Origin of the sequence: Marinobacter manganoxydans MnI7-9 (assembly GCF_000235625.1) — a bacterium.
GTDB lineage: Bacteria > Pseudomonadota > Gammaproteobacteria > Pseudomonadales > Oleiphilaceae > Marinobacter > Marinobacter manganoxydans.
In genome coordinates, this window is the sequence record NZ_AGTR01000034.1 from 135887 (window position 1) to 161054 (window position 25168).

At 59.7% G+C, this 25168-nt stretch carries 20 protein-coding genes; 3 read left to right on the forward strand and 17 right to left on the reverse strand.

The genetic code is table 11. The annotated features are described in order from the left end of the window. Positions 1–15 precede the first annotated feature (15 nt). The 5 genes from KYE_RS09500 to folE all read right to left on the reverse strand — a co-directional run bounded on the left by KYE_RS09500 (position 16) and on the right by folE (position 5191). On the reverse strand, positions 16–2283 hold the full coding sequence (locus KYE_RS09500; protein WP_008172754.1) for an EAL domain-containing protein: 2268 nt from the start codon (positions 2281–2283) through the stop codon (positions 16–18). 55 nt (positions 2284–2338) lie between these two features. Continuing rightward, positions 2339–3655 (reverse strand): HD-GYP domain-containing protein, encoded by a 1317-nt coding sequence (locus KYE_RS09505; protein WP_050898293.1) that lies wholly within the window; start codon positions 3653–3655, stop codon positions 2339–2341. Between the two features lie 106 nt (positions 3656–3761). Beyond that, a complete protein-coding gene (locus tag KYE_RS09510; RefSeq protein ID WP_008172756.1) occupies positions 3762–4199 on the reverse strand; it encodes a CoA-binding protein in 438 nt (145 codons plus the stop codon). 23 nt (positions 4200–4222) lie between these two features. Then, positions 4223–4597, reverse strand: a complete 375-nt coding sequence (folX, locus tag KYE_RS09515) for a dihydroneopterin triphosphate 2'-epimerase (protein ID WP_008172757.1) — start codon at positions 4595–4597, stop codon at positions 4223–4225. A gap of 24 nt (positions 4598–4621) precedes the next feature. Continuing rightward, a complete protein-coding gene (gene folE / locus KYE_RS09520) occupies positions 4622–5191 on the reverse strand; it encodes a GTP cyclohydrolase I FolE (protein ID WP_008172758.1) in 570 nt (189 codons plus the stop codon). Between the two features lie 196 nt (positions 5192–5387). Between folE and KYE_RS09525 the strand changes: the two genes are divergently transcribed. Next, entirely contained in the window at positions 5388–6308 is a 921-nt protein-coding gene (locus KYE_RS09525) for an alpha/beta fold hydrolase (protein ID WP_008172759.1), read from the forward strand. Positions 6309–6327: 19 nt separating this feature from the next. Here KYE_RS09525 and KYE_RS09530 read toward each other — a convergent pair whose 3' ends face one another. Beyond that, the gene (locus KYE_RS09530; RefSeq protein ID WP_008172761.1) at positions 6328–7395 is read right to left on the reverse strand and encodes a GGDEF domain-containing protein; all 1068 of its coding nucleotides are present in this window, start codon (positions 7393–7395) and stop codon (positions 6328–6330) included. A 195-nt stretch (positions 7396–7590) separates the two neighbouring features. On the opposite strand from KYE_RS09530, the gene KYE_RS09535 reads away from it, so the two are divergent. Beyond that, positions 7591–8673 (forward strand): patatin-like phospholipase family protein, encoded by a 1083-nt coding sequence (locus tag KYE_RS09535; protein WP_008172762.1) that lies wholly within the window; start codon positions 7591–7593, stop codon positions 8671–8673. 63 nt (positions 8674–8736) lie between these two features. Then, a complete protein-coding gene (locus tag KYE_RS09540) occupies positions 8737–8985 on the forward strand; it encodes a CDGSH iron-sulfur domain-containing protein (protein WP_008172764.1) in 249 nt (82 codons plus the stop codon). Here the strand turns inward: KYE_RS09540 and KYE_RS09545 are convergent. The 11 genes from KYE_RS09545 to KYE_RS09595 form a co-directional block, all read right to left on the reverse strand. Then, on the reverse strand, positions 8967–9989 hold the full coding sequence (locus KYE_RS09545) for a PAS domain-containing protein (protein WP_008172765.1): 1023 nt from the start codon (positions 9987–9989) through the stop codon (positions 8967–8969). The two genes, KYE_RS09540 and KYE_RS09545, sit on opposite strands and share 19 nt — an antisense overlap. Positions 9990–10080: 91 nt before the next feature. Next, the gene (znuB, locus tag KYE_RS09550; protein ID WP_008172766.1) at positions 10081–10893 is read right to left on the reverse strand and encodes a zinc ABC transporter permease subunit ZnuB; all 813 of its coding nucleotides are present in this window, start codon (positions 10891–10893) and stop codon (positions 10081–10083) included. After that, on the reverse strand, positions 10880–11647 hold the full coding sequence (gene znuC / locus KYE_RS09555; protein ID WP_008172767.1) for a zinc ABC transporter ATP-binding protein ZnuC: 768 nt from the start codon (positions 11645–11647) through the stop codon (positions 10880–10882). Before znuC ends, znuB begins: the two co-directional genes overlap by 14 nt. Further along, complete coding sequence (locus tag KYE_RS09560; protein ID WP_008172768.1) at positions 11640–12131, reverse strand: Fur family transcriptional regulator; 492 nt, start codon at positions 12129–12131, stop codon at positions 11640–11642. The genes znuC and KYE_RS09560 overlap by 8 nt, the downstream gene beginning before the upstream one ends. 73 nt (positions 12132–12204) lie before the next feature. Further along, the gene (locus KYE_RS09565) at positions 12205–12666 is read right to left on the reverse strand and encodes a chemotaxis protein CheW (protein ID WP_008172769.1); all 462 of its coding nucleotides are present in this window, start codon (positions 12664–12666) and stop codon (positions 12205–12207) included. A gap of 11 nt (positions 12667–12677) precedes the next feature. Continuing rightward, complete coding sequence (locus KYE_RS09570) at positions 12678–13730, reverse strand: chemotaxis protein CheB (protein ID WP_008172770.1); 1053 nt, start codon at positions 13728–13730, stop codon at positions 12678–12680. Continuing rightward, positions 13730–21265 (reverse strand): Hpt domain-containing protein, encoded by a 7536-nt coding sequence (locus KYE_RS09575; RefSeq protein ID WP_008172772.1) that lies wholly within the window; start codon positions 21263–21265, stop codon positions 13730–13732. Before KYE_RS09575 ends, KYE_RS09570 begins: the two co-directional genes overlap by 1 nt. 11 nt (positions 21266–21276) lie before the next feature. Further along, positions 21277–22176: a CheR family methyltransferase gene (locus KYE_RS09580; RefSeq protein WP_039881965.1), complete on the reverse strand. Its 900-nt coding sequence runs from the start codon at positions 22174–22176 to the stop codon at positions 21277–21279. Positions 22177–22203: 27 nt separating this feature from the next. Continuing rightward, entirely contained in the window at positions 22204–24279 is a 2076-nt protein-coding gene (locus KYE_RS09585; RefSeq protein ID WP_039881966.1) for a methyl-accepting chemotaxis protein, read from the reverse strand. 91 nt (positions 24280–24370) lie between these two features. After that, entirely contained in the window at positions 24371–24916 is a 546-nt protein-coding gene (locus KYE_RS09590) for a chemotaxis protein CheW (RefSeq protein WP_008172777.1), read from the reverse strand. A 20-nt stretch (positions 24917–24936) separates the two neighbouring features. Beyond that, on the reverse strand, positions 24937–25168 hold a 232-nt coding region (locus KYE_RS09595; protein WP_008172778.1), incomplete at its 5' end, for a response regulator.

The window sequence follows — 25168 nt, forward strand, 5'->3', positions numbered from 1 at the left end:
GACGGGCCGCGGCAATTACAATCCGGAATCGGCCGTAATGCCCGCCACCAGAACACCGGAAGCCAGGGCCTTCTCAAGGTCGGAAACCGGAATCGGCCGGCTGATCAGATAACCCTGGGCAAAGTTACATCGATGATTCTTCAGGAAACTCAGCTGCTCCTCGGTTTCCACACCCTCGGCCACCACCTCAATACCCAGGTTGTGAGCCAGGTTGATCACCGCCCGGGTAATCACCGCGTCGTCATGGCGTTCCGTGACTTCCGTGATAAACGAGCGGTCGATTTTCAGCAGGTCAACGGGGAAATCCCGAAGGTAACCGAGCGACGAATAACCCACCCCGAAGTCATCAATGGCAAGGTGAACACCCAACTGGTGCAGACGCGAAAGCTGATTCAGGTTGTGCTCGATGTTCTGGATGAAGATTTCCTCGGTGAGCTCGACCTCCAGGCGATTCGCCGGCACATTCTCCGCCGCCAGGGCTTCCCGAATGTGGTCCACCAGATCCTCGTCGTCCAGCTCCCGGCCCGAGAGATTGACCGCAATGCGCAGGCCCTCATGGGGAGTGCCTTTCCATGCGGCCAACTGCCGACAGGCCGCCATGACCACCCAGCGCCCGATATCAGTGATCCGACCGCTCTCTTCCGCCAGCGGGATAAACTCCACCGGCGGCAGAAGACCGCGGCGGGGATGGCGCCAGCGGATCAGCGCCTCGACGCTCTGGATTTCACCGGTGTTCAGGTTCAGCTGGGGTTGATAGAAGAGCACGAATTCGTTGTTGGCCAGGGCCTGGCTCAGATCCTTGTCCAGTTCAAGACGCATGACTTCCCGTTGCTGCATGCCCTCGGTATAGAACTGATAGGTATTCCGGCCCTGTTCCTTGGCCCGGTAGAGGGCAATGTCGGCATTGCGCAACAGCGTATCCGCATCCAGACCGCTCTGCGGGTACACCGCTACACCCATTGTGGCGGTAATGCTGTGGGACTGTCCCTGAACATCGAAGGGCTGGTCGAAGCACTGTTTGATCTGGCCCAGCAGGTGAATGATGTCGTCAATGTCGTCCACCTGTTGCTGGCAGAACATGAACTCATCGCCCCCGGAGTAGGCCACCAGCAGGCGTTCATTGCTGAGGCGGTTCAGCCGCTCGGACACCTTGATCAGCAGTTCATCCCCGAACTGGTGGCCGAGGGAGTCGTTGAGGGTCTGGAAACGGTCCAGGTCCAGCATCACCAGGGCAACCTGGCGCATCTGGCGATCGGCAATGTTCAGGGTGTGGGACAGGTCTTCCATGAAGAACCGACGGTTCGCCAGGCCGGTGAGGGTGTCGGTGGATTCCAGTCGCGCCAGATCTTTCTGAATGGCGGTGCGCTGCGCGATTTCCTGATCCAGTTCCCGGCGGGTCTTCAGCAGCGCGCGGTTGCGCTTGAGAATGAGCTGTACCAGCAGCGTGGTCAGACTGGTCAGCAGACCCATCAGCAAAAGGGTTGCAAAGGTCATCCCCGGCCAATAGCTGTACTGGCTTTCCACCCATTCAGTGGAAGGGCGCAGGGTCAATGTCCAGTCCAGGGTCGGCAAATTAACGTCCTGGGTCTGGGCAAAGTCGCGACTAACCGGCTGGGACACGTTCAGTTCATAGCTCACCTCGCCGGCCTCGCGAATCTCGACCCGGAAGGATTCCAGAACCCGCTCGGTGAGAAGCTGGCGCGCCAGCACTTCCATTCTGAACACGCCCGCTATAAAGCCATTATTCTCGGGGCCGGCACCCACCGGTGCATAGATCACCATGCCCTTGCCGCCCTGGCGCAAATTAATGATACCGGAAAGATCCCAGCTGCCGGACTGTTTCGCCCGTTCCAGTGCCTGGCGCCGTTCCTCGTTGAAGGCGACGTTGTAGCCGATGACCTCTTCGTTGTCGGTAATCGGCTCCAGCCAGCGGATAATGAAATCGGAGTCAATCCACTCAATGGCCTGGTAAACGCCGAAGTCGTCGAGGTAGTTGCGGGCATCCCGCCGCCACTCCTGTTTGGTTTTGGCAGGGTCTGCCTCCAGGCGTTTGGCCATGCGCCGGATGGCTTCGGCGTGGATCAGAAATTCCCGCTCCAGGTGGTTGGCCATGGCCCGGGCTTCGTTGGTCAGGTTTGCTTCTATCTGACGTTTGTCCTGCTGTACCAGCCCGTAGCGCAGGCCGGCTGCCAGACCCAGGAAAACCAGAAAGATCACCACCGGAAACAGCGGGCTCAGCAGGCCCGAGACAACAGGTTTGGGAGGTGATACAGGTTGTTCCACAGGTTACTCCGTGACTTTAAACGGTGGTACCGGGCAGTCGGCAGCGCCAGCGCAATTATGAAGCATTTCTACCGGCCACCGCCATCAGTTGCTTGATTCGGTTCCGAAGCGAGACTCCAAAGGCGCCGTCGGACAGTGGCCGTGCAATTTCCGGAGAACCCTCGTCAGGTTCGGAACCCGTGCCTCCCAGGTCGATGATACGCGGGGTGACTGGCTGCTTGTCGCCATTGAGCAGCACCTCCACCTTTGGTTTCAGCTTGCGCCGGGGGTGGGTCGCCAGGACGATGGCCACTTCGCCCGTCGACAGCTCGACCAGGCTGCCGGGCGGATACACGCCAATCATCCGTATGAAGGCTTCCACCATGGAAGCGTCGAACTGTTGGCCGCGGTTACGGAACAGGATGCGAATGGCTTCGGAGGCCGGTAGCCCATCCCGGTAACACCGGTCGCTGGTAATGGCATCGAAGGCGTCGACGATGGAAACCAGACGGGCGAAACGGCTGATCTGCCACTCCGCCAGCTGTTCAGGATAGCCGCGACCATCCATGCGTTCATGGTGGTGACGGGAGACATCGCTGATAATCGGATCCAGATTGACATCAGCACAAAGCAATTCGTAACCCAGCGTTGTGTGCTGTCGCATGATGCTGTGCTCTTCTGGCGTCAACGGGCCGGGTTTATTGAGGATCTCGTCGGGAACCCTGAGTTTGCCAAGGTCGTGCAGCAGACCGCACATGCCCACGGTCTCCAGGTCTTCGTCCGGCATGCCCAGGAAGCGGGCAAAGGCGACACAGAATATAGCCACCCTGAGGCAATGCTCTGCGGTGTAGGCATCCCGGGACTTTATCCTGCTCATCCAGAACATGGCGCTTGCGTTGGCTTTCACGCTGTCGACGCACTCCCGGATGATGGGGCGGGCGCTCTGGAGGTTGAGGTCATTGCCGGCTTCAATCTGTCGGGTGACTTCTTCCACAAAGGCCTGGGTCCGGCTCCAGGTTGCGTGTGCCCTTGGGAGTTCCTGCTGGAGAGAGCAGGTTTCCGGCAGCGGTTCGCTGGTGCGACGCTTGAGTAGCGAGATCTGATCGAGCACCGGGTTCAGGCGTGATTCTTCATCCTCCACCAGAACCCACTCACAGTACTGCCGCAGAATCTGCGCCTGGTTGTCATCAGTCAGGGTGAAGCCCTGAAACAGAACCGGCACCTGGGTCCAGGGCCGGTCCAGGCTCACGACGCGCATGCCGGGCTGGAGAAGGTCCACCGGTAAGCGCACCCGCTGGAGAGTCGAAACAGGGGAGTCCGAATGAGTTGCGAGCGCCGACGGCGCCGAGACGGAATGTCGGTGCTGTTTGCTGGATTTACGTCGGAACCACATGGCTCTACCAGTCTTCTGTTTTATGTCCGGTGATTATGTCAGACCTGACAGACCGGTTACAGAAGAGTGCTGGAAGTGTGACGCAGTTCCTGATGCAGATCGGGTATCAGGCGTTTCCGGAAACTCTGGCAATCCCCAGCCGGGGAATTTCCTGCTTGGGGCAACGGTCCATCACCGCGGTCAGCCCCGAGGCTTCCGCTCGCGCCGCCCCTTCATGGTTGATGACGCCAATCTGGAGCCAGACCACGGGGATTTTCAGATCGATGGCCTGGTCGATAATCGCATCGGTGCGCTCCGGCGCCAGGAACAGGTCAACCATGTCCACCGGTTCGGGAAGGCTTCGGAGGTCGGCGTATACCGTTTCACCGAGCACGGTCTGACCTGCCAGGCGGGGATTGACCGGTAGGATTCGGTAGCCCTGGGACTGCAGGTACTCCATGACCTCATGGGAAGGCCGGCTGGTCTTTTCACTCGCGCCGACAAGGGCGATGGTCCTGACAGTGGTCAGGATGTCACGCAACTGTTCCGGGCTGGTACTGGGCATGATGCTGGCGAAACCTCGCTGGATTAACGGTGTGCCTGCAGACAGACAGACACGGACTCCGCGTAGCGTAGCGCGTGGGGCTTGTCGATTTCCACCTCGGCCCACTGGACCGCCTCGTGTTCCATGACAATGGTCAGGACCTCGTGGGTCAGGCGTTCCAGCAGGGCGAAGCGATTGCCATCCACGTGGTGAATGATCTGCTTCGTGATGGTTCGATAGTTGAGGGCGGCAGAGATTTCATTCTGGTTTACGGCTTCCGTCGCATCATAAGTCAGCGCAACGTTGATCAACACGTCCTGCTGATTATTGATTTCTTCTTCCTTGATGCCGATGTAGGCCCTGAGAAGAAGATCCTTGATGCGGACTTTTGCCAGGTGATTCCCGTTGACGTCTGTCATGCGCCCTCCCTCGGGTCAGATAGTTCAGCGATTGTTACTGATCAGCGTCAGAAACTCTGTGCGGGTCGCCTGGGATTTGCGGAACTGCCCCAGCATCATCGAGGTTTTCATGCGGGAATTCTGTTTCTCCACGCCCCGCATCATCATGCACATGTGCTGGGCTTCGATGACAACGGCCACGCCCTTGGCGCCCGTGACGCTCTCAACAGCTTCGGCAATCTGTCGGGTCAGGTTTTCCTGGATCTGCAGACGGCGGGCGTACATGTCGACGATGCGGGCAAACTTGGACAGGCCCAGTACCTTGCCAGCGGGCAGGTAGGCAATGTGGCACTTGCCGATGAACGGCAGCATATGGTGCTCACACATGCTGTAGAGTTCGATATCCTGAACCACGACCATTTCATCCATGGCCGATTCGAATACCGCATTGTTCACCAGGTCGCCAAGGTCCTGCTGGTACCCGCACGTGAGGAACTGCATGGCCTTGGCCGCGCGCATTGGAGTGTCTTGCAGACCCTCGCGATCCGGGTCTTCGCCCAGGCCATCGATGATGGCACGGAAGTGCCCTGAGAGGTCGTCAAGGAGTTTACTCATAGTCTTTTCCGGTTAGCAGTGTCTTACGAGGGCCAAAGCTTAAGGCAATTTGCCCGCCATCTCTACGCTTTACGCAGGCATCGTCGGAAAAGACCACTTTGGCCGCCACGCCCAATGGTATGGGCGGTGGGGCTATGGCAGTGGCGGCCGGTTTGTTCTACAGTTTCAGGCTATCAATGTTCGTCGGGGACAATGCATGGATGAGGTGATGCCGACCGTTGGTGGGGTTTCCGCCGCGGGGCGCGAGGAAGGCACCCTAGAAGGGTGGCAACATGGAGGTAAGTGGTTCAGTTTCGAGGGACATGCCATCTTCAGCCGGATGGCAGGCTCGGGAGAACCGCTGGTGCTGATCCATGGATTTCCCACTGCCAGCTGGGACTGGAATCGACTCTGGCCGATGCTGATTCAGCAGCACAACGTGCTGGCCCTGGACATGCTGGGCTTTGGCTTTTCCGATAAACCCGCCGATTACGATTACAGCATTGAAGACCAGGCGGATCTGTTTCAGGGCTGGATTGAGGGTCTGGGTCTGCCGTCCGTGCACCTTCTGGTTCATGACTACGGGTGCAGTGTTGCCCAGGAGCTTCTGGCGAGGGAGCAAGAGGACCTGCTGCCATTCCGGATTGCGAGTGTCTGTTTCCTCAACGGCGCCCTTTTCCCCGAGGTCCACAATCCCCTGCTTATTCAGAAGCTGCTGGGGAGCCCCTTTGGCGGGCTGATCAGCCGAGGCCTGACCCGACGCAGTTTCGAGCGAAACTTCCGCCGGTTATTCGGAAGCCAGAATCCGCCTGATCGACAGGATATGGAGGATTTCTGGCACCTGCTGACCTACAACAACGGCCGGGGCATCCTGCATCATCTGATCCAGTTCATGGAAGAACGACGCTGTCACCGCAACCGGTGGGTTGGCGCGCTGCAGAAGGCAACGCAGCCGATGCGATTGATTTCGGGTACCGCCGATCCGGTCTCGGGTGCCGGCATGGTCAGACGCTACAGGGAACTGATGCCCGATGGTGATGTGGTCACCCTCAGGAATATCGGGCACTACCCCCATCTGGAGTGCCCCTGGGAAGTTTTCAGTGCCTATCGGGAGTTTCGCAAGCGCTGCGAGGGATAACCCCCGGGGCGGGCTTTCCTTAGCCCGATGCGGAATCGGGCATATCCTCGGCACCCCGGCCTACAACCGGTAGCGGCCGGGCCGCGTTGACGACCTGGTTGCGACCCCGGGATTTTGCTTCGTAAAGCGCCTGGTCCGCCCGGTTCAGCCAGACTGACCAGGTCTCACCCTTGCTGACCTCGGCGACACTGGCACTGGCGGTTACCTTGATATCTTCCTGGAATGGCCGTGCGCTGATGCTGGTCAAAAGCTGATTCGCCAGCACATCGGCATCTTTCTGGCGGGTTTCCGGCAGAACGATCATGAACTCCTCACCACCAATCCGGAACAGCTGATCGCTCTCGCGCAGGCGGGATCTCAGGCGCAGTGCCATTTCCGTGAGCACCTTGTCGCCGGCCAGATGACCCCACTGATCGTTGATCGTCTTGAAGTAGTCAAGGTCCAGCAGAATCAGGCTGGAGACCCGCTCATACCGCTCCCGCATCTGAATCTGACCGTTGAGGATGTCAGCCAGTTGCGAACGGTTCAGACAGCCGGTCAGGGGATCGGTGGTTGCCAGTCGCGTGAGTTCCTGCTGAAGCTTGCCCACCAGCCAGGCGAAAATCATGGCAAACAGGCACGTGAGGCCCAGCGAAAAGGTTATCCGCCAGAAGTCGGCCTCGGGAAATCGTAAAAAGGACACGACGGCCATAACGACAACGAAAACAATGTTACTTCCAATCGCCTCCCTGAGCGGTAACAGGAAAAACAGGGCCGTGGCGGCAGGATAGGCCCAGTAGAGGCCGGCGTGGCCATTGATGTGTGTCGAATACGCGGCACAAACTACAGCGAACAGGGGAAACAGACGGCCTTTCAGAAAATAAGTGCCGCGGAACCTCAGAAAAGCGATGACCAGAAGGGCATTGGCGCCAAAGAGAACCAACAGTGCAGACAGCAGATAATGGGATTGCTGCCACTGCACCATTACAAGGGGCGCTACCGCGATGAACGCCCAGAAATGCAGGTGATAGACCAACTGGCGCTTGAACCCCAGCACCGCGAGTGTCGGGTTGGTGGCAAGGGTGGAGGGTGGTACCGAAAAATTCACAGCATACTCCTGCTGTCTGAGTCCTATCCGCCCGCGTCCGGTGCCGGGACAGTCTTGAAGTCTAGCATGGCCGTTCATTTAATGAAGCAGACAGCGCCGTTTATGACCACCATTAGTTTTGTTCAGTTGGCCGCGCCTTGTCCACTTCGTTAAACTCCGCGGGACTGATTCAGGGACACGCCCAGGGACCATCCTATGACTGCTATTCACATCCGAGAACCGGCTCTGACGATCCGGGCAGGCCGGCGCGCGATGCAGCGCCTCAGGGAAAAACCGCTTTCACCGGAAGATGTGCACGTGATTCCGGGTGCTGCCGGTGGCCCCAAGGCTCTGGGAATAAGTGGCCTGGATAAAGCCATTTTCGGTGACTGGTTGCCAAGGGTTCCGCAGGAGCGATCATTGATCGGCTCGTCGATCGGCAGCTGGCGTTTTGCCGCGGTGGCTTCCTCCGATGACCCGAAAGCCCCGCTCGGCCGGCTGGCTGAACTCTATACCGCCCAGCGGTTTGCCAAAGGTGTCAGCGCTGCGGAAGTGAGCCGCAAGAGCGTGCTGTTTCTGGAAGAGCTGCTCGGTGGGCGGGAAGACGCCATTCTGAACCACCCATGGTACCGACTGAACGTTGTGGTCGTTCGCAGCCTTGGCATGCTGGCGGAAGACGCCCGGGGCCGGCTGGGGCTCGGCCTTATGGGCGCGATCAGCGCCAACATGGTCAGTCGTCGTCATCTGGGCAGGTTCATGGAGCGGGGGATCATCCATGACGCCCGCCTGAAAGCGCCTGTGTCCAAACTGGTGGATTTTCCCAGCCACGAGGTTGCGTTTAACCGCGATAACCTGTTGCCTGCTCTCCTGGCCTCCGCATCTATCCCCCTGGTGATGTCCGGTGTCCGCAATATCCCCGGCGCGCCCGAGGGTGTCTATCGAGACGGTGGTTTGCTGGACTACCACCTGGATCTGCCTTACCAGCAGCCTGGCGTGGTGCTCTACCCGCATTTCACCGATAAGGTGGTTCCCGGCTGGTTCGACAAGTCCCTGCCCTGGCGGCGGGGCGACGCCTCCCGGTTGCAGGACGTGCTGCTGGTTGCGCCATCAAGAAGCTATCTGGAGTCCCTGCCTGACCGCAAGCTCCCGGACCGGAAGGATTTCGAGCGCTATGCCGGTGACGATGCCGGCCGGGAACGGGCCTGGCGTTCGGCGATTGCCGAGAGTGATCGCCTTGGCGATGAGTTTATGGAACTCACGGAAACCCGGCGCCTGCCCGATGTCATCAGGCCGCTCTGAACACAGGGCTTCCGAAAGAGTGACTATACTGGTGCAGTAAAGTCACGAATCGGGGAATACGTTATGTCGGATGAAAAACCGGTGGTCGCCAGCAAGACACCGTTCTCTGTGATGGTTGAGGCGGGCAAGAACTACTTCTGGTGTGCCTGTGGCCGCAGTGGTAGCCAGCCATTCTGTGACGGTTCCCACAAGGGGACCGGGATAACCCCGATCAAATACGAGGCGGAGAAGAAAGAGTGGGTGTGGTTCTGCGGGTGCAAGCAAACCGGTAACGCCCCTCTCTGCGATGGCAGTCACAAAGCGCTCGAGTAGAGCGCCATTCGCTGCAGGGTGCTTACCCTGAAGCCCGAGAGGCCGTGAACCGGGTCTTTCAGTGCCCGAACCCTGAGTACTACTGGAATCTCCGTCTCCTGGTCACGATGGACCAGGGAAAGGTCAACGCGTTCAATGGAACTGTCACTGCGGGCGGCCGCGAGAGCTCGCCGGAAATTGTCCCGGGACGCCGGTGCAACAAGTTCCTCCAGGGGCTGGTTGACCAGGTCAGCGGGTGCCTGGTCCAGAAGTTCGGCGATTTGCGGTGAAACAAAACCGATCCTGCCTCTTTCGTCCAGTTCCCATATGACCGCACCGGACAGGGCCACCAGATCCCGGCTCCGTTGCTCACTATCGTTCAGTGCCCGCCGAAGTATCGATTTTTCGACCTGAAAGTTGGCGATCTGATGGTCAGCACCAATTTCTCTCTGTTCCAGACCACGAATGTGAAGTGTTTGCCGGTGTAGCCGTCGGTTCAGCACCAGGGTGAGGGCGGCCGCGAACACCGACAGGGCTGCACCGGCGATCCAGACGGTTCGTCGGGAGGCTTGGGCGACCGCTTCAAGTCCCTCTGGCGACGGTACGGTCGTGAGTATCCAGTTCTGATCCATTGGCGAAACTTCGGTACGCAGCGCCCGTGTCGGGTCCACCGAACCGTTGGTGCCCAGTTCCAACAGCGGCATCTTGGTATGTCGTTCGAGGGTGTCGATGCGCAGTCCGAGAGAATCCGGCAGGGTGTCACTGAACAAGGCCTGGAGCCAGGCAGACACGGGTTGGTTGTGGTCGCCCACCATAGACTGGTCCGGAACGTTGGCCAGCAGATGATTCACCAGGGCCTGATGCTGGGCGTGATATCGCGCTTCGGCAAGCGCCATGGCCCGACGCGCTTCAATGTTTGCAGTAATTCCGGTTACCAGCAGGCCGGCGGCGACCAGAAGCAGGGGAATCCAGATTCCTGGCCATAAGACCGGTCTGCGGAAACGGGCTGGAGTCGAGCTTTCCATGCCGGGCGTCCTTTGCGGCTGGGTCTGTACCCTCAGAACAGACCGACGTTACTCCTATACTCTAGTCCAGCTCGTGAAGAGAGGGAAATGCTCAGGTCCGGACTTTGCCAGCTGCGCCGTAGACCAGCAGGAATACGGCAAAAGCCGTAACAACAACGGAAGGGCCGGCCGGTGTGTCCAGGTGCCAGGACAGACTCAGACCGCCGCTCACCGCGACAAACCCGAATCCGACGGCCATGGCCGCCATGATCTCCGGATTGTGGGCCAGGCGCCTGGCGGTTGCCGCAGGAATGATCAGCAGTGCGGTAATCAGCAGCACGCCGACGATTTTCATGGCTACCGCGATGACCAGTGAGAACATCAGCATCAGAACCAGGCGAAGCCGCTCTACGGCAACACCCTCCACCCGGGCCAGTTCTTCGTGAATCGTGCTCATCAGCAACCCCTGCCAGAGCACGGCAAGGAGGATAATGATCAGTGCCGCGCCGCCGTAGATCCACAGCAGGTCTTCACGGCTCATGGCCAGCAGATCCCCGAACAGAAGGCCAGTCAGATCGACGCGGACATCCGGCATGAAGCTCAGGGTTACCAGCCCTATGGCCAGGGCGCTGTGGGCCAGTATGCCCAGCAGGGTATCGGTTGCCAGAGTCCGGGTCCGTGACAGGAGTACCAGTGCCATGGCCAGCACCACACAGGTGATGATCACACCAAGGTTCAGCGGTACGCTGATCAGGAAGCTCAGGGCGATGCCGAGCAAGGCCGAGTGTGCCAGGGTATCGCCAAAATAGGCCATTCGTCGCCAGACCACGAAACAGCCCAATGGCCCGGCTACCAGGGCCACGCCGAGTCCGCCGATCAGGGCGCGCCAGAAGAAATCGTCCAGAATTGCGTCAATGATGGGCATGGTCACATTCCGTGTGTCTGCCCTCGACAACATCCCCGTGCAGATCGTGGCTGTGGTTGTGGTGATGATGATAGACCGCGAGGGACTCTGCCACGGGGCGACCGAATGTCTCGATGAAAGCCGGGTCGTGGGAGATGTCCTCGGGATAACCGCTGCAGCAGACATGCTGGTTCAGGCAGATAACCTTGTCGGTTGCTGCCATGACGAGGTGCAGGTCGTGGGAGATCATGATAACACCGCAGTTCAGGTCATCCCTTAGCTGGCGTATCAGATCATACAATGACGCCTGGCCATTGATGTCGACGCCCTGGGCGGGCTCATCAAGGACCAGAAGGTCCGGTTTGCGGGCCAGGGCCCGGGCCAGCAACAGCCTCTGCTTCTCTCCCCCGGAGAGGTGGTGCACGGAGGCATGCAGCAGGTGTCCGACGCCGGTGCGGGCAAGGGCAGACTCACATTCCGCGAGGGACTGGCCGCTGAGCAGCATGAACCGCTTGACGCTCAGAGGCAGTGTGGCCTCCAGCGTCAGATGCTGCGGGACGTACCCGATCACCAGGTTCTTTTTCAGGGACACCTGACCCTCAGACACTTTCTGGATGCCGAGTACGGCCTTGATCAGTGTCGTCTTGCCTGCCCCGTTTGGACCAATGATGGTGATGATATCGCCACGGTGAATCTTCAGGTTGACCTGATCAACCACGGGGCGTTCGTCAAACCGGACAGTGAGGTTCTCCAGGTTGACCAGAGGATCAGTCATGGCCGGGCTCCGACTGGCATCGGGGGCAAAGGCCGGCAATTTCAAGCGTCGTGGTCTCGGGCCGGAAGCCTTCGCCGGATGCGGCTTTACGAACCTCTGTTGACACCTCTGGAGCGGTCAGTTCGAGCACATTGCCGCAGGCGCGACAGATCAGAAACATACCGGTGTGGCTTTCACCCGCGTGGGTACAGCCGATAAAGGCGTTGAGCGACGCGATGCGGTGCACCAGCCCATGCTGCTGAAGGAAATCCAGTGCGCGGTAAACGGTGGGCGGCGCAGCGTTATGACCATCGGACGACAGCTCCGCCAGCACGTCGTAGGCGCCCAGCGGCTTGTGGGATTGCCAGATCAGCTCCAGAACCCGTTCCCGGATGGGCGTCAGTCGGGCATTCTGCCGCTGGCAAATGGTCCGGGCGTCAGTCAGGGCCTGACTGACACAGGCATCGTGGTTGTGAGGCCGGTAGGGAATAGCACGGGCAGACATGGTCGCAATCCTGCAAAATTTGAAACATTATAACATTTGCAGGGCTGTCTGCCATGTCCGGCAGTGGCACGGGTCAGTGTCGGGACTTTACAACCAGGGATTCCAGAAATTCCAGATTCGGGATCCAGGCATGCTCACCTTCAACCTCGACCTGCATCAGATCCGCCGGCCCCGGTTCACCCTCCAGCTTCCTGACCTGGTCTTCCGCCAAACGGGCCTGGCTGGGAATGCCCTGGGTAACCAGTGCCATAAACGGGACTTCCTTGTGGTGATCGCCGATGGTATTAAGGACCACGATGCGGCCCCGATTATCGCCCGGAACGGTGAGGGCTCCGCCGTTAGCCGCGTCGTATGAAATCACCGGAAGTTGCAGGCCCCGCCAGTCAAGGTAGCCAACCAGCCATTCCGGCGTGTTCGCGCCGGCATCAGCGCTGGCATAGTCGACCACTTCCGCAATCGAGACGTTGGGCAGCAACAGTTGCCGTCCGCTCATGGGAATCATGACGCAGGAGAGGGATTGGCTGTTGTCATTCATTGCGTGTTACCTCAGGCGGAGTCCCGTTTCTGCCGGCTCTTGAGCAGGCAGGATTCTTCGATGGTTTTTACCAGTTCCCGTGCCAGCTGCTCCGGGGTGCCACAGAAACCGCTGCAACCGGTGGCGGCGACGGATTCGGGCATAGAGCTGTTGCCGCAGCTTGTGCTCTCCTGGACCCAGATCCGGCTACCGTAGGCTTTCAGTAAAGGCGCTGCAATAGCGCCATCATTACCCATGCCGGAAAAAAGAATAGCATGGCAGCGCTGGCCGTAATGATCCGCGACGTTAAGCAGGACCTGATCAATGGAAGGGCCATAGGGCCCCGGCCAGGCATTGCTGGTTTCGGTGAGGGCTCCGTGCTCTTTCAGCTTCCATTCGTGCTCCACCGGCATCAGCACCACATCACCATTCTTGACCCGATAACCTTCCTCGGCTCGCTTGAGGTGGTAATGGGCGTGGCGACCCAGTACCCGCGTAAGAACCTCTGTGAAGTTACCATCTATGTGCTGGGCGTAGATGAAGCCCACGGGCAGATTCGGCGGCAGGTGGTCCAGAAACGTCTTAACCGCCGCCGGCCCTCCCAGTGAAGCGCCCAGAATCCAGACTTCCTCGGCCACCGAACCGGGTACGGCAGGCGTTATCCAGTGAGGAAGTCCCGGCGATGGTGCTGGTGCCGGCGTTTCCTGCTCCAGTTCTGTCAGAGTGGCTTCTGAGTCCAGCTCTTCCAGATGTCCCAGTTGCTGCTCAAGTTTGCCCAGTAAACGTCGTTCCCAGCGAAAATACTCGGTACTTCCCGGCTTGGGTGCTTCATCCAATCCGAACAGTACCGGTGCGTCGGTATTTTCAAGCAGGTGATCGAACAGTAACGGGTGATCTGCCTCGTCTTCGAGGGTAACCAGCCAGAGGCTGGCATCCGGGAACTCCGGGTAGCCCAGCAAACGCTCGGGATCCCCGGAAAAACGCACCTCCAGACCGAACTTTGATGTCGCGGCCTGCAGTCGGTGTCGCTGCAGAACCACATCCGAGACGATCCCGACCCTTGGCCGGCCAGTCTGGCCGGCCATCACTGACGTCCGGTCAGCCGCTCAATAGTCTCAAGCAACTCGGTTTCCTGGAACGGCTTGCCGAGATACTCGTTCACACCAATAGCCAGCGCGCGTTCTCGGTGTTTCTCGCCGGTCCGTGAGGTGATCATGCAGATCGGAATTTCCCGCAGGCTGTCGTCGTGGCGCACGAAGCTGGCAACCTCGAAACCATCCATCCTCGGCATTTCGATATCCAGCAGGATGATGTCCGGTTTGTGATCCTGCAATTGTGCGACCGCGTCCAGGCCGTCTTTGGCAGTGATGACTTCCATGCCGTTGCGCTCCAGCAGTCGTGAGGTAACCTTCCGTACGGTAACCGAGTCGTCCACCACCATGACCACGGTAGCCTGCTCCTCGTACCGTGCAGACTCCCGGGCTTTCTCGAGATTGGCCAGGCGCTGGCGCTCGGACAGGATGTCGGAACGGATCATCGCAGGCAGGTCGAGAATCACCACCACGTTCCCGTCACCCAGGATGGTGGCACCGGACACACCGCGCACCGAACTGAACTGCGGGCCAAGGGATTTAACAACGATCTCCCGGCTGCCCATCAGGTTGTCCACCTGCAGGGCCATGGGCTGCTCAGCGCCGCGCACCAGAATCACCGGCAGCGGCAGGGCCTGCCCCTGCAGCTTCGGATGGTGATCGCTGTTCAGCAGGCTGCCCAAATATTGGAGCCGGTATTCCTGGCCGGCGTATTCGTACATCGGCGCGTCCGGCTTGTAGTATTCCTCAAGCTCGTAGGTGCTGACCCGGACAATACCCTCGATGGTGTTCAGCGGGATCGCGTAGAAATCCTCGCCGGTGGACACCATCAGCGCCCGGTTGACGGAAACCGTGAACGGCAGGCGAACCGTAAAGGTGGTTCCGCGGCCAACGGCGGAATCGATGTCGAGGCTGCCGCCAAGCTGTTTGATCTCGCTGGCAACGACGTCCATGCCCACGCCGCGGCCGGAAATCTGGGTCACTTGTTGGGCGGTGGAGAAGCCGGGTTGCAGGATAAACTGCAGGATTTCCCGCTCGGACAGATCCTCGTCTTCCCGCAGCATGCCCTGACGGATCGCCTTGTCGCGAATGATCGAAGAGGGAATGCCGGCGCCATCGTCGATCATCCTCAGGACAACGTCGCCACCTTCGCGGGTCAGTGACAGTGTGACTTCGCCGGTCTCCGGCTTACCGGCTTGCTTACGGTCCGCCGGGCTTTCGATGCCGTGGTCCAGGGCGTTCCGGAGCATGTGTTCCAGGGGTGCGATCATGCGCTCCAGGATGCTCCTGTCCATTTCGCCTTCGGCGTTGCGGACATCAAAGTCGACTTTCTTGCCCAGTTCGCCGCTGATCTGGCGAACGATGCGCCGCAGACGCGGCACCATGGAGGCGAACGGAATCATCCGGGTCTTCATCAGACCCTCCTGGAGTTCCGTGTTGATCCGGGACTGCTGCACAAGCAGGGTTTCGGTGTCCCGTACCCGGTCAGACAGGGTTTCCCGCAGGTCTGCAAGGTCCGAGGAGGACTCGGTCAGAGCCCGGGACAGCTGCTGGATGGAGGAGTAGCGGTCCATCTCCAGCGGGTCGAAGTCGTCGCCGTAATCCGGTCCGTGTTCTTTCTCGGCACTGAACAGGATCTGGGCTTCGGTCTCGATTTCCATCCGGCGTAGCTGCTCACGCAGACGCTCGATGGTTGCGGCCATTTCGTCCAGGGTATGGCCAAAATCGCTGGTCTGCTGCTCAAGCCGGCCACGGGTAATACTGGTTTCACCCGCCAGGTTGACCAGCTCATCCAAAAGCGGTGCGGACACCCGAATGGTCTCCTGGGCCGCCCGCTGTGCCTCGGCCGCCTGTTTGCGAACCTTGGCCGGCGATTTCCCGGGCTTCGGTGCCGGTGCTACCGGTTTTTCTGCCTGGGCGGGAGGCGTTGGCTCTTCAGGCTTTTTCGGTTCCGGCGCGGCCGGGGCTGGCGCAGGCTGTTCGGCCTTTGCCGAAGGCACACCCATGCCGGACTCATAGCCCTTACGGATGTCGGCAACCAGGGCGATGATGGCGTCGTGATCTTCGGTGATGGCCTGCCACTGGGACTCATCCGGGGCATTGCCGCCAAGGTCGATCAGACGTGTCTCAAAGGCGTGGGCGCTGTCCCCAAGCTGAGTCAGTTGGGAGAGGCGAGCGCCGCCTTTCAACGTATGCAATGCACGCTGGGCTTCCTGGTTGAAGGTGTGGTTTGCCGGCTCCTTGCGCCAGTCATCGAGCAGCTGCTCCAGCTGATCCATGATTTCACCGGCTTCCTCCAGGAAGATTTCCAGTACTTCCGGATCGATTGCTTCCTGTTGGGACTCTTCTCGGGGAGCAGCGGTCTCTTCGGCGGCCACTTCGTGGGCCACCCGGAAGTCCTCGATCAGGTCCGCATCCGGCTCGGGCTTGCTGCCCTGTTCCAGGCTGTTGAGCATGGTCTTCAGGCTGCCCAATGCCCGGTCGCTGAGCTTCAGCAACGTCTTCTGGTTATTGGACCCGGAGATGAGGGGATCCAGAGCGTCGGACCAGGCTTCTGCCAGGTTGGCAATCGGATCGACGTCAGAAAGTCGTGCACCACCCTTGAGGGTTTGCAGTTCCTGCTGCAGCTGGGTCAGTCCGGTCAGTTCCTCCGGTTCCTCGCGCCACTGGTCAAGACACTCACTGATGGCGTCGTAGATTTCCAGGCCTTCGTCCAGGAAGATGCCGATCAGGTCATCATCGCTGGCCTGTGTCAGAGTCTCGCTGAGGTCGGGGGCCTCTGCTGACTCCTCGGACGGCGCCGACTCGCCCCGAAGGATGGACTGGACGCGAGCGACCAGCTCCTCCGCCGGTGGGCAAGGCTTCTGCGTCGCCACCTGCTCAACCATTTGCGCCAGCCGGTCATGGCAGGCGAACAAGAGGTCGTTCATGGCGTCGCTGGCTTCCAGCTGGCCCTCTGCAACCTTTTCGAACAGGTCTTCGAGAACGTGGGTCAGGTCGCCAATGGCCTCAACGCCAGCCATCCGGGCGCCACCCTTGAGCGTGTGGACATCCCGTTGCAGTTCCGCGGCAATGCTCCGGTCCGACGGGTCTTCGGTCCAGGTGTGCAGGGCGCTGCCGGTAGAGTTGATCAGGTCGTAGGCTTCTTCCAGGAAAATGCCGACCAGCTCCGGATCCAGGTGCGAGAGATCGGCAACGCCGTCTTCCGCCTCGCCGGTTTCCGCGGTTTCTGAATCGGAATCGACGGGTTCCTCGACTTCCGGGAGCGGGGCCTGCTCTTCGTCGTTGAAATCCGGTTCTGCTTCTTCTTCAGGGCTCGCAACATTGGTGACCGGGCGTGTTCCGGTGGCGCTGTCGATGTACGCCTGGATTTCGCCAATCAGATCCGGCGCAGGGCGCGGTGGCTCCTTGGCTTCAAGGTTCTCGACCATGCCCGCAAGCCGATCGTGGCAGCGGAACAGCAGATCTGAGAGCTCATCATTGATCGATAGCCGCTGCTCGGTCAGTCCCTCAAACAGGTTTTCCAACTCGTGGGAAAGATCGCCTACGGCAGGAATGTCGGCCAGGCGTGCACCACCCTTAAGGGTATGCAGATCCCGCTGCAGCAACCGAAGGATATCCAGGTTTCCGGTATTTTCGCTCCAGCTCTGCAGCGCTTCGGCGGTGCTGTCGATGAGGTCGCGGGCCTCTTCCAGGAAGATCTCCGCAAGCTCTTCGTCCATGTCATCATCGGATTCCGACATTTCCGGGAGCGGCGGTTGTTCGGCCGCCGCTGGTTCTTCATTTGCCGGTACTTCGGTTTCATCCATCTCAAAGCTGAGATCGATTTCCTCGAGTTCACCGGTGAATTCCTGCTCGAAGGCGTCGGGTTCCTGGTTTTCTGTGCTCGGGGCCCGTTTCAGGTTTTCGAGCGCGGTAACCATGTCGTCGCTGGATTCCGTGGCAAGCCCGGCAGCCACTTGATCCATCATGTTGATCAGCTGTTCGTGAGCTGCCCGAACGGTCTCGAAAAAGGTTTCGTCCGGCGCTTCATCGTGTCTGGCGGCCTCGTCGTAGGTGTCTTTCAACGCGCTTGAGAGCGCGGCGACGTCGCCGAGCCCTGCTTCGGAGGCGCCGGAGGTCAACTGCTCCAGCTCGGAACGCAACGGGTTCAACGACTCCATCTCGCCGGGGTTGTCCGCCCAGTGGTCGAGAATCCGGTCAGCATCCAGAACAATGTCGAGGCCTTCGTTCAGGAACAGCTGAACCAGCCGTGACGGAGCCTGCTGCGGATGCTGGCGCGGAGCTTCCTCGCTGTGGCCGCGGAGTGTCTCTTCGGTCAGTTGGTCCAGCTTCTCGAGGAAGGCTTCGGTGCCAGGCAGCGAGGCCTGTGGATTTTCACGGATCTGGGCCAGGCCCTGGGTCAGGAAATCGCAGGCGGATTCGATCAGCGAGAGCACGTCGCGGTTGGCCCGCTTGTTCTGTGCCCGGGATTCCTTGACGAAGCGTTCCAGTGGTGTGATTACAGCAGCAATGGGTGCGATGCCGGCGGTATGGGCGCTGCCTTTGAGTGTATGCAGGGCCCGGGAAAGATCATCGGTGTAGGTAACCGTGGTCTTGTCTCCGGCTGCTGACAGGAAATCCTTCAGCGTCTGCAGATGGGTCTCGGTTTCACTTTCAAAAATATCCAGCAATACCGGGTCGACCGCATCCTCTTCAGTCGTCTCGATCTCTGCGCCTGCAGCGGTGATCTCATCTTCCGCTACGGTTTCGGAGCCGTCCGATTCGGCCGCCGGCATCATGCTGGCATCGGGAATCTCACCGCTGGCCAGGGCGTTGGCGCGGGCTTCGAGGTTGGCGGTATCGAAGGAAGCCGCACGGCGCTTCTCGAAATCGTCGACCAGGGCCGGCAGGCTGGCAGTGACATCCTCCAGAAGACTGGCGATGTCATCGTTCATGAAGATGCTGCCGTCGATAACGCGGTTCAGCATGTTTTCCACGGACCAGGCCAATTCGCCAACAACCAGCGCGCCGACCATACGGCCACTGCCTTTCAGCGTGTGGAAGGCACGGCGAACTTCTGACAGAGCGCTGCGGTCATCGTGCTGGCGCAAAAGCATTGGCAGGTATTCGCGAATGGTGTCCAGCACCTCACCGGCTTCTTCGACGAATATTTCAAGTATTTCATCGTCAATCAGGTCATCGTCATCGGCGGACTCATCCGACACGGCCTCAACGGTGGCTTCTTCAACGATGGATTCCGGGGTTTCCTGCTCTTCTTCTCCCGAGTCGGCGACGGTGTCTTCGACCTCGGGAATGTCCTGCGCCGTCACGGCATCGTCGTCGGTGCGACGGGTGGTTGCCATGGCCTCGGCCCGGTTGATGAGCTCCTCCACGTCGCCTGCGGTCTGGCCGTCCTTGAATTCACGGATCAGTGACGGAATGCGGGCATTGACCTCGTCCACCAGGGTGAACATGTCTTCGGTGGGGCGAATGGTCTGATCGATCACCCGATTCAGCAGGTTTTCCACAGACCATGCCAGCTCGCCGATACTGGTCGCGCCCACAAGTCGTCCGCTGCCCTTGAGCGTATGGAAAGCACGACGAACTTCGGTCAGAGCCTCACGGTCGTCGTGATTCTGGCGCAGACGGGGATAGAATTCATGAATGGTCTCGAGAACCTCTTCGGCTTCCTCAACGAAAATGCCAAGAATTTCGTCGTCCAGGAGCTCCGAATCCGAGCTTTTGGCCTCTTCCGGGGCGGTCGAAACGCTGGCTTCGTCCTGCTCGTAAGACGGTTCAGCGACGGTCTCTTCATGGGCCGTGGTTTCAGTCCAGGTGGGCTCAGCCCCGACCGGGAAGCCGAGGGAAGCGAGACTGTCCTCGGCCACCCGCAGAATCGAATCGTTTTCACCAATCCCCTCAGCGAGGCGCTCCAGGTAATACTCGATGCTGGTAACCGCATCGGCCAGGATGTCGAGCTGCTTCCAGTCAGGAACCTGCTTGCCGTCCAGCAGCACATCGCTGATGTAGCGCTCTGCCGAGGCCAGCATGCTTGCAACCCGGTCCAGCGGAATCAGGCTGAGGCCGCCGCGAATGCTGTGCAGCAGGCCGGGGACATGCTCGATTTCCCGGGTATCCCATTGCGAGGCAATGAAATTGACGATGGCGGATTTCACCTGCTCCAGAGTGTTCCGTGATTCTCGCAGCAACGCGCCGCTGGCCTCGCCCAGTTCCCGGGAGCCAAGGTTAATCGGTGTATCGGAGGTTTCGTCAGCGGACGACTCCTGCTGACCTTCGCTGTCCAGGCCGGCGAGACTGGCTTCGACGTAAAGCAGTGCGCCGGCGATATCCATCAGCGTGCCATCGTCAACCAGCTCGGCCTGGGCGCTGAGTTTCTCAACCAGTTCGACCTGCTCGGTGATCACTTTCCGCGGTATGCCCAGACCCAGTACAGCCAGGGTATTGGCCACTTGGCGCAGACCCGGCAACAGGTCGTCAAGCTCACTGTTCTGGCGGAGCTCTGAGCGGACAAACAGATCCAGCTGATCCTTCAGTTTCGCCAGCTCTTCATTGAGCGCGCCGACAACCGAATGAATGGCATCCCGACCCGGGCCGGAGACACGGGTTCGGGCGGCATCAACGTCGTCTTCCGAAGGCAGTGCCTGGTTCAGCTGGTAGGCATCCCGCAAGGCACTTACCTGGGGCGAATCCAGATCCCGGGCACGGGCGACATAGTAAAGCAGGTGTTTGAGCAGCGCTTCCGGCGCTGGTTGCTGAAGGATATCCGCATGCTCATCGGTCAGTCGGCGGATTTCACTGTCCAGTTCCCGAAGCAGGGATTTCACCGCCGCATTCACCGGATTGACGTGTGCCTGCAGTGTTTCCACGAACGCACTGGCTGCTTTCCAGAGCTCGCCCCGGGGCGTCTTCTGGCACAAGCGGATCAGTCGCTGGATCACCTTCTGCATGTACTCGAAATGGGCATCGAGATCCGCTTCCCGGATAACACCGGCCAGCGCAAACTGGTACATCTGACGCAGCTTGCGGATGTGGCCCAGGACTGTGGGGTCCTGCAGGCGCTGGGAGACCTTGCCGGTCACGCTGATTCGCGAGGGGGCCAGGTCCGGTTTGAACAACGAGGTATCAGACAGCAGGGATTCGCCACGGGCGGCCCGGAGGTCGTTAAGCAGTGGCAGCAGCACCATCGGGAAATCGTCCTGGCTGCTGGCCAGATGCTCGAGGTACTGGGGCAACTGCAGGATGGCCTGCATCAGGACTTCAACGGCTTCGTCGGTATTGGCAACGGTTTCGTTGAGTACGGCCTGGGTGAGCTTTTCCATCTCCTCGGTGAGCAGGGCTGCACCGTAGAGCTCGACCATTTGCAGGGTGCCATGTACCTGATGGAGATAATTCAGGCAGAAGCGCAGGCGCGCGGTGTCGTCACGATTCTCGACATACGCTTCCAGTGCATGCTGACCCTGGGTCAGCGTGTCCTGTATCTCTCCCCGAACCCAGTCGAGGGCGATGCTGTCATGGTGATTGCCCATAACCACTCCGGTTATTCTTCGTCAGTCTGGCGTTTGATCCACGCCAGCACATGTTCCGAGGGGACTCTCTGTAACCCTGGAGGCTGCCAGTCGGTCAGCTCTCCCTGGCCCAGTACCAGCAACCCCCCGGGCGCCAGCCGCTCTGCAAGTCGCTTGACAATTTCCCGCCGGCGCCAGCGACGGAAATAAATCAGCAGATTCTGGCAGAAGATAATGTTCATCCCGTGCATGGGTGCTTTATCCAGGTCCAGAACATTCAGTCTGGTAAAGCACACCCTGTCGCGGATGCTGTTCACGATTTCTACGGTGTTCCGCTCGGCCGGGCGGAAATACCGTGCTTTCATTTCCTCGTCCATTCCCAGCAGTTTGCGGGGATTGAACTGACCGTTCCGGGCCTTCTCGATCACCGGCTTGCTGATATCAGAGCCGGTGACACCGAACAGAGGCTGCAATGCCAGTTGCTCCATGCATTCATTCAGCACCATGGCCAGGGTGTAGGGCTCTTCCCCGGTGGAACATCCGACACTCCAGGCCTCCAGGGGGCGCTTTTTCAGCTGTTCCCGCGGCCGTGTCAGGACATAGTCGGATACCAGCCGGAAAGCGTCGGGATCCCGGAAGAACCGGGTTTCCTGGACAGTGAGCCGGTCCACCAGCGTTGACCATTCCCTGATTGCATCCGGCCCGGATACGATCTTTTCGTAATAGGCCTGATAGCTGCTGCAGCCGATTTCCCGCATCCGGATGCCAAGGTTCGTTTCCAGAAACGAACGGCGCTCGGAAGACAGGGTGATCCCGGTTCGGTGTTCCAGCAGGGTTTGCCACTGGCTGAACTGCGCCTCGTCCATATCCGGGAGTCGACGCAGTGACCAGATGCCCTCGGCAGGTGACAGGTTGTTATGCATTTGCGCCATAAACCGTCAACAGCCCTGGAACGGAAATCAGCCCACCACCGGAACGTCGCTGTCTTCCTCTTCCTCGTAATCAGCCACGTCTTCTTCCGGCAGAGTGAAGCCGGCAACGGAGGACCGAAGCTCGGACGCCATTTCTGCCAGGTTACCGATAGACTTCGCAGTCGCGTTGGTACCGGAAGACGTCTGGGACGTGATTTCCTGGATAACGTTCATGGTGTTGGAAATGTGCGCCGCCGAAGAAGACTGCTGACGTGCGGCGTTGGAGATGTTCTGGATCAGTTCCGCCAGAGACATGGATACGTTCTCGATTTCCTCGAGGGCGATACCCGCGTCCTGAGCCAGACGTGCACCACGGACCACCTCGGCGGTGGTGTGTTCCATGGAGATAACGGCTTCGTTGGTATCCGACTGGATCGTCTTGACCAGCGCTTCAATCTGCTTGGTCGCTGCAGAGGAGCGTTCCGCCAGTCGCTGTACTTCGTCGGCAACAACCGCGAAGCCCCGGCCAGCGTCACCGGCCATGGAGGCCTGGATCGCCGCGTTCAGGGACAGGATGTTGGTCTGGTCGGCGATGTCGTTGATCAGGGATACGATGTCACCGATTTCCTGGGAAGATTCACCCAGACGCTTGATCCGTTTGGAGGTTTCCTGAATCTGCTCACGGATGTTGTCCATGCCGCGGATGGTATTCTGTACCACTTCCGCGCCTTTCTTGGCGATCGCAACCGACCGCTCCGCAACCGCGGAGGACTCGGCAGCGTTCGAGGATACCTGGTCGATGGACACGGCCATCTCGTTCACCGCGGCGGAGGCGCCGGCGATTTCCTGGGCCTGGTGCTCGGAAGCATCGGCAAGATGCATCGCAGTGGCCTGGGTTTCCTGGGCCGCTGACGCTACCCGTACGGCAGTACCACGAATCGCCTGTACCAGTCCGCGCATCTGGTCGATCGCGTAGTTGATGGAGTCGGCGATGGCACCGGTGAAGTCTTCGGTTACCGTGGCCTCGGTGGTCAAGTCACCATCAGCCAGGTCGGCCAGCTCGTCCAGCAGTCGCAGGATCGCGTTCTGGTTCTGTTCGTTCTGCTCTTGCGTAGTAGCCAGTCGGGCCTGGGCTTCGCGGTACAGGGCCAGACCGATAAACACAACAATGGCAACCATGGCGGCGAGGATCGCGAAGGCCAGGGTCGGGCTGACCAGGCGCGAGCCGGACTGGGTCCGGAAGTTCTCGGCCAGTACAGAGAGTTCGGAGAGCAGGATCTCGGAATTCTGGAAGATGTCGCTGGCAGCAGTACGAACCTTGAAGAGGTCGGGAGAGGCTTCAAGGATTGCGTCTACGTTCTGGGAGACGAACTGGAACAGCTCATCGACAGCTTCGAGACCGTAGATGGCGTCTTCGTCATTTACCTGAGAGATCCCCATGGCAGGGTTGCCGTTCAGCTGGCCTTCGAGCACTCGGCCGAACAAGCTTGCGTCACGACCGAAACGGTCTGCGGCAATAACCGCGTCTTCGTCACCGGAGAGTACGTTATTAACCGAGCGAACAATCCGCTCCGCCAGGAGTGACTGACGCTGCGCCAATGCGATCTGTTCGGCGGGTGCGTCGTTGTCGAGCAGGATCTGTACGATATCGTCGTACTCAACCTGCAGCTGCGGAATGGTTTCGTTCAGAGTCCGGGCAACCTCGTGGAGACCGAGCACCGCATCCTGGGTGGAGAGGATGCTGTCGGCGTTTTCCCGCACGGTATTCCAGTTTTCCTGAACGCCACTCTGCTGGGCCAGTTCACTCGGCGGCAGACCGGTTTCCGGGTTACCCTCGGTTACGTTGGTCCAGAGCTGCTGGAATTCGTCACGGGAGCGGCGCAGCTGGTTGAAGGCCTCGGCGGTACCGCCGGCAGCCTCGGTCGCGTTCTTCGCAATCTCCTGAGAGAGCACTCTCAGTTCGGCGGTGTTGGCGATGTATTCCTGATCGTTCTGGCTGTCTGCATTGATAACGAACAGCACCACAACGAGCAGGATAGTGAGTGCGATCAGCGCGGCGATCAGGCCGGCAACCAGCTTGTTGCCTCCCTGTCCCATACTGAGTCTTCCGGCTCTGTTCTTCATTTTCTGGCTCCCGGCCTCTTCAAGAAATTGGCAAGTTTGTTTTTTCGGGTTTCAGGCGGTCAGGGTGATGTTCCTGCCATTGTCACCACCCTTACCACTGTGCGACGTCAAGAAATCGTTCGTCCTCGAGCAGATCGACGGCCGAAAACACTTTCCAGACTTCTTCGTTGCGTTCATAACCGCCTGAGACAAACGGTCGAACGTTTTCAGGCACGCCCTCGGGCGAATCCTTGAAACTGTCAGTTGCGAAATACTGCATGCCCAGCACACTATCGACTACCAGCCCGCTGAAAATGTCACCCTGCTCTACCACCAGCACGCGCCGTTCCCGCTGGCTACGGGAAGAGCGGGGAATATCGAAAAAGCCGGCAAGATCAACCAGGGGCAGGAGGCGGCCGCGAACATTGGCCGCGCCAAGCAAAAACGGGCGAACCCCCGGTATATGGGTAAACCGGGGGACGTGGAGGATTTCAGTGACTTCGCCCATGGGGGCAACGTACCGTTCGCCTGCGAGAACGAAGCCGATGCCGTTCCACAGTTCAACGGCTTGCTGTTGTTCCGGCAGGCCGGCAGCCAGCGACCGGCTGCGCGCGGCGATATCCGTCAGAACGGCAAAAGGGGCGGCCTGGGCGGACATGCTTACTCCACGGTTGGGGATCAGGCAATCAGACTGTTGATTGTTTTGATCAGGTCGTCTTCGTTAACCGGCTTGACCAGGTAACCCTTGGCGCCCTGTCGGGTGCCCCAAACTCGGTCAGTTTCCTGGTCCTTGGTGGTTACGATGACGACCGGGATGGATGCGGTTTCCGGGGCGCGGGTCAGTTGGCGGGTTGCCTGAAAGCCGTTCAGGCCCGGCATAACCACATCCATCAGAACCAGGTCCGGGGTC

Bases quoted from the DNA above. Each gene is read 5' to 3' on its own strand.
- KYE_RS09505 (WP_050898293.1), bottom strand. From the start codon at position 3,655: ATGTGGTTCCGACGTAAATCCAGCAAACAGCACCGACATTCCGTCTCG.
- KYE_RS09575 (WP_008172772.1), bottom strand. From the start codon at position 21,265: ATGGGCAATCACCATGACAGCATCGCCCTCGACTGGGTTCGGGGAGAG.
- KYE_RS09540 (WP_008172764.1), top strand. From the start codon at position 8,737: ATGTCGGATGAAAAACCGGTGGTCGCCAGCAAGACACCGTTCTCTGTG.
- KYE_RS09525 (WP_008172759.1), top strand. From the start codon at position 5,388: ATGGATGAGGTGATGCCGACCGTTGGTGGGGTTTCCGCCGCGGGGCGC.
- KYE_RS09590 (WP_008172777.1), bottom strand. From the start codon at position 24,916: ATGTCCGCCCAGGCCGCCCCTTTTGCCGTTCTGACGGATATCGCCGCG.
- KYE_RS09565 (WP_008172769.1), bottom strand. From the start codon at position 12,666: ATGAATGACAACAGCCAATCCCTCTCCTGCGTCATGATTCCCATGAGC.
- folE (WP_008172758.1), bottom strand. From the start codon at position 5,191: ATGAGTAAACTCCTTGACGACCTCTCAGGGCACTTCCGTGCCATCATC.
- znuB (WP_008172766.1), bottom strand. From the start codon at position 10,893: ATGCCCATCATTGACGCAATTCTGGACGATTTCTTCTGGCGCGCCCTG.
- znuC (WP_008172767.1), bottom strand. From the start codon at position 11,647: ATGACTGATCCTCTGGTCAACCTGGAGAACCTCACTGTCCGGTTTGAC.
- KYE_RS09585 (WP_039881966.1), bottom strand. From the start codon at position 24,279: ATGAAGAACAGAGCCGGAAGACTCAGTATGGGACAGGGAGGCAACAAG.
- KYE_RS09570 (WP_008172770.1), bottom strand. From the start codon at position 13,730: ATGGCCGGCCAGACTGGCCGGCCAAGGGTCGGGATCGTCTCGGATGTG.
- KYE_RS09545 (WP_008172765.1), bottom strand. From the start codon at position 9,989: ATGGAAAGCTCGACTCCAGCCCGTTTCCGCAGACCGGTCTTATGGCCA.
- KYE_RS09510 (WP_008172756.1), bottom strand. From the start codon at position 4,199: ATGCCCAGTACCAGCCCGGAACAGTTGCGTGACATCCTGACCACTGTC.
- KYE_RS09560 (WP_008172768.1), bottom strand. From the start codon at position 12,131: ATGTCTGCCCGTGCTATTCCCTACCGGCCTCACAACCACGATGCCTGT.
- KYE_RS09580 (WP_039881965.1), bottom strand. From the start codon at position 22,176: ATGGCGCAAATGCATAACAACCTGTCACCTGCCGAGGGCATCTGGTCA.
- KYE_RS09535 (WP_008172762.1), top strand. From the start codon at position 7,591: ATGACTGCTATTCACATCCGAGAACCGGCTCTGACGATCCGGGCAGGC.
- folX (WP_008172757.1), bottom strand. From the start codon at position 4,597: ATGACAGACGTCAACGGGAATCACCTGGCAAAAGTCCGCATCAAGGAT.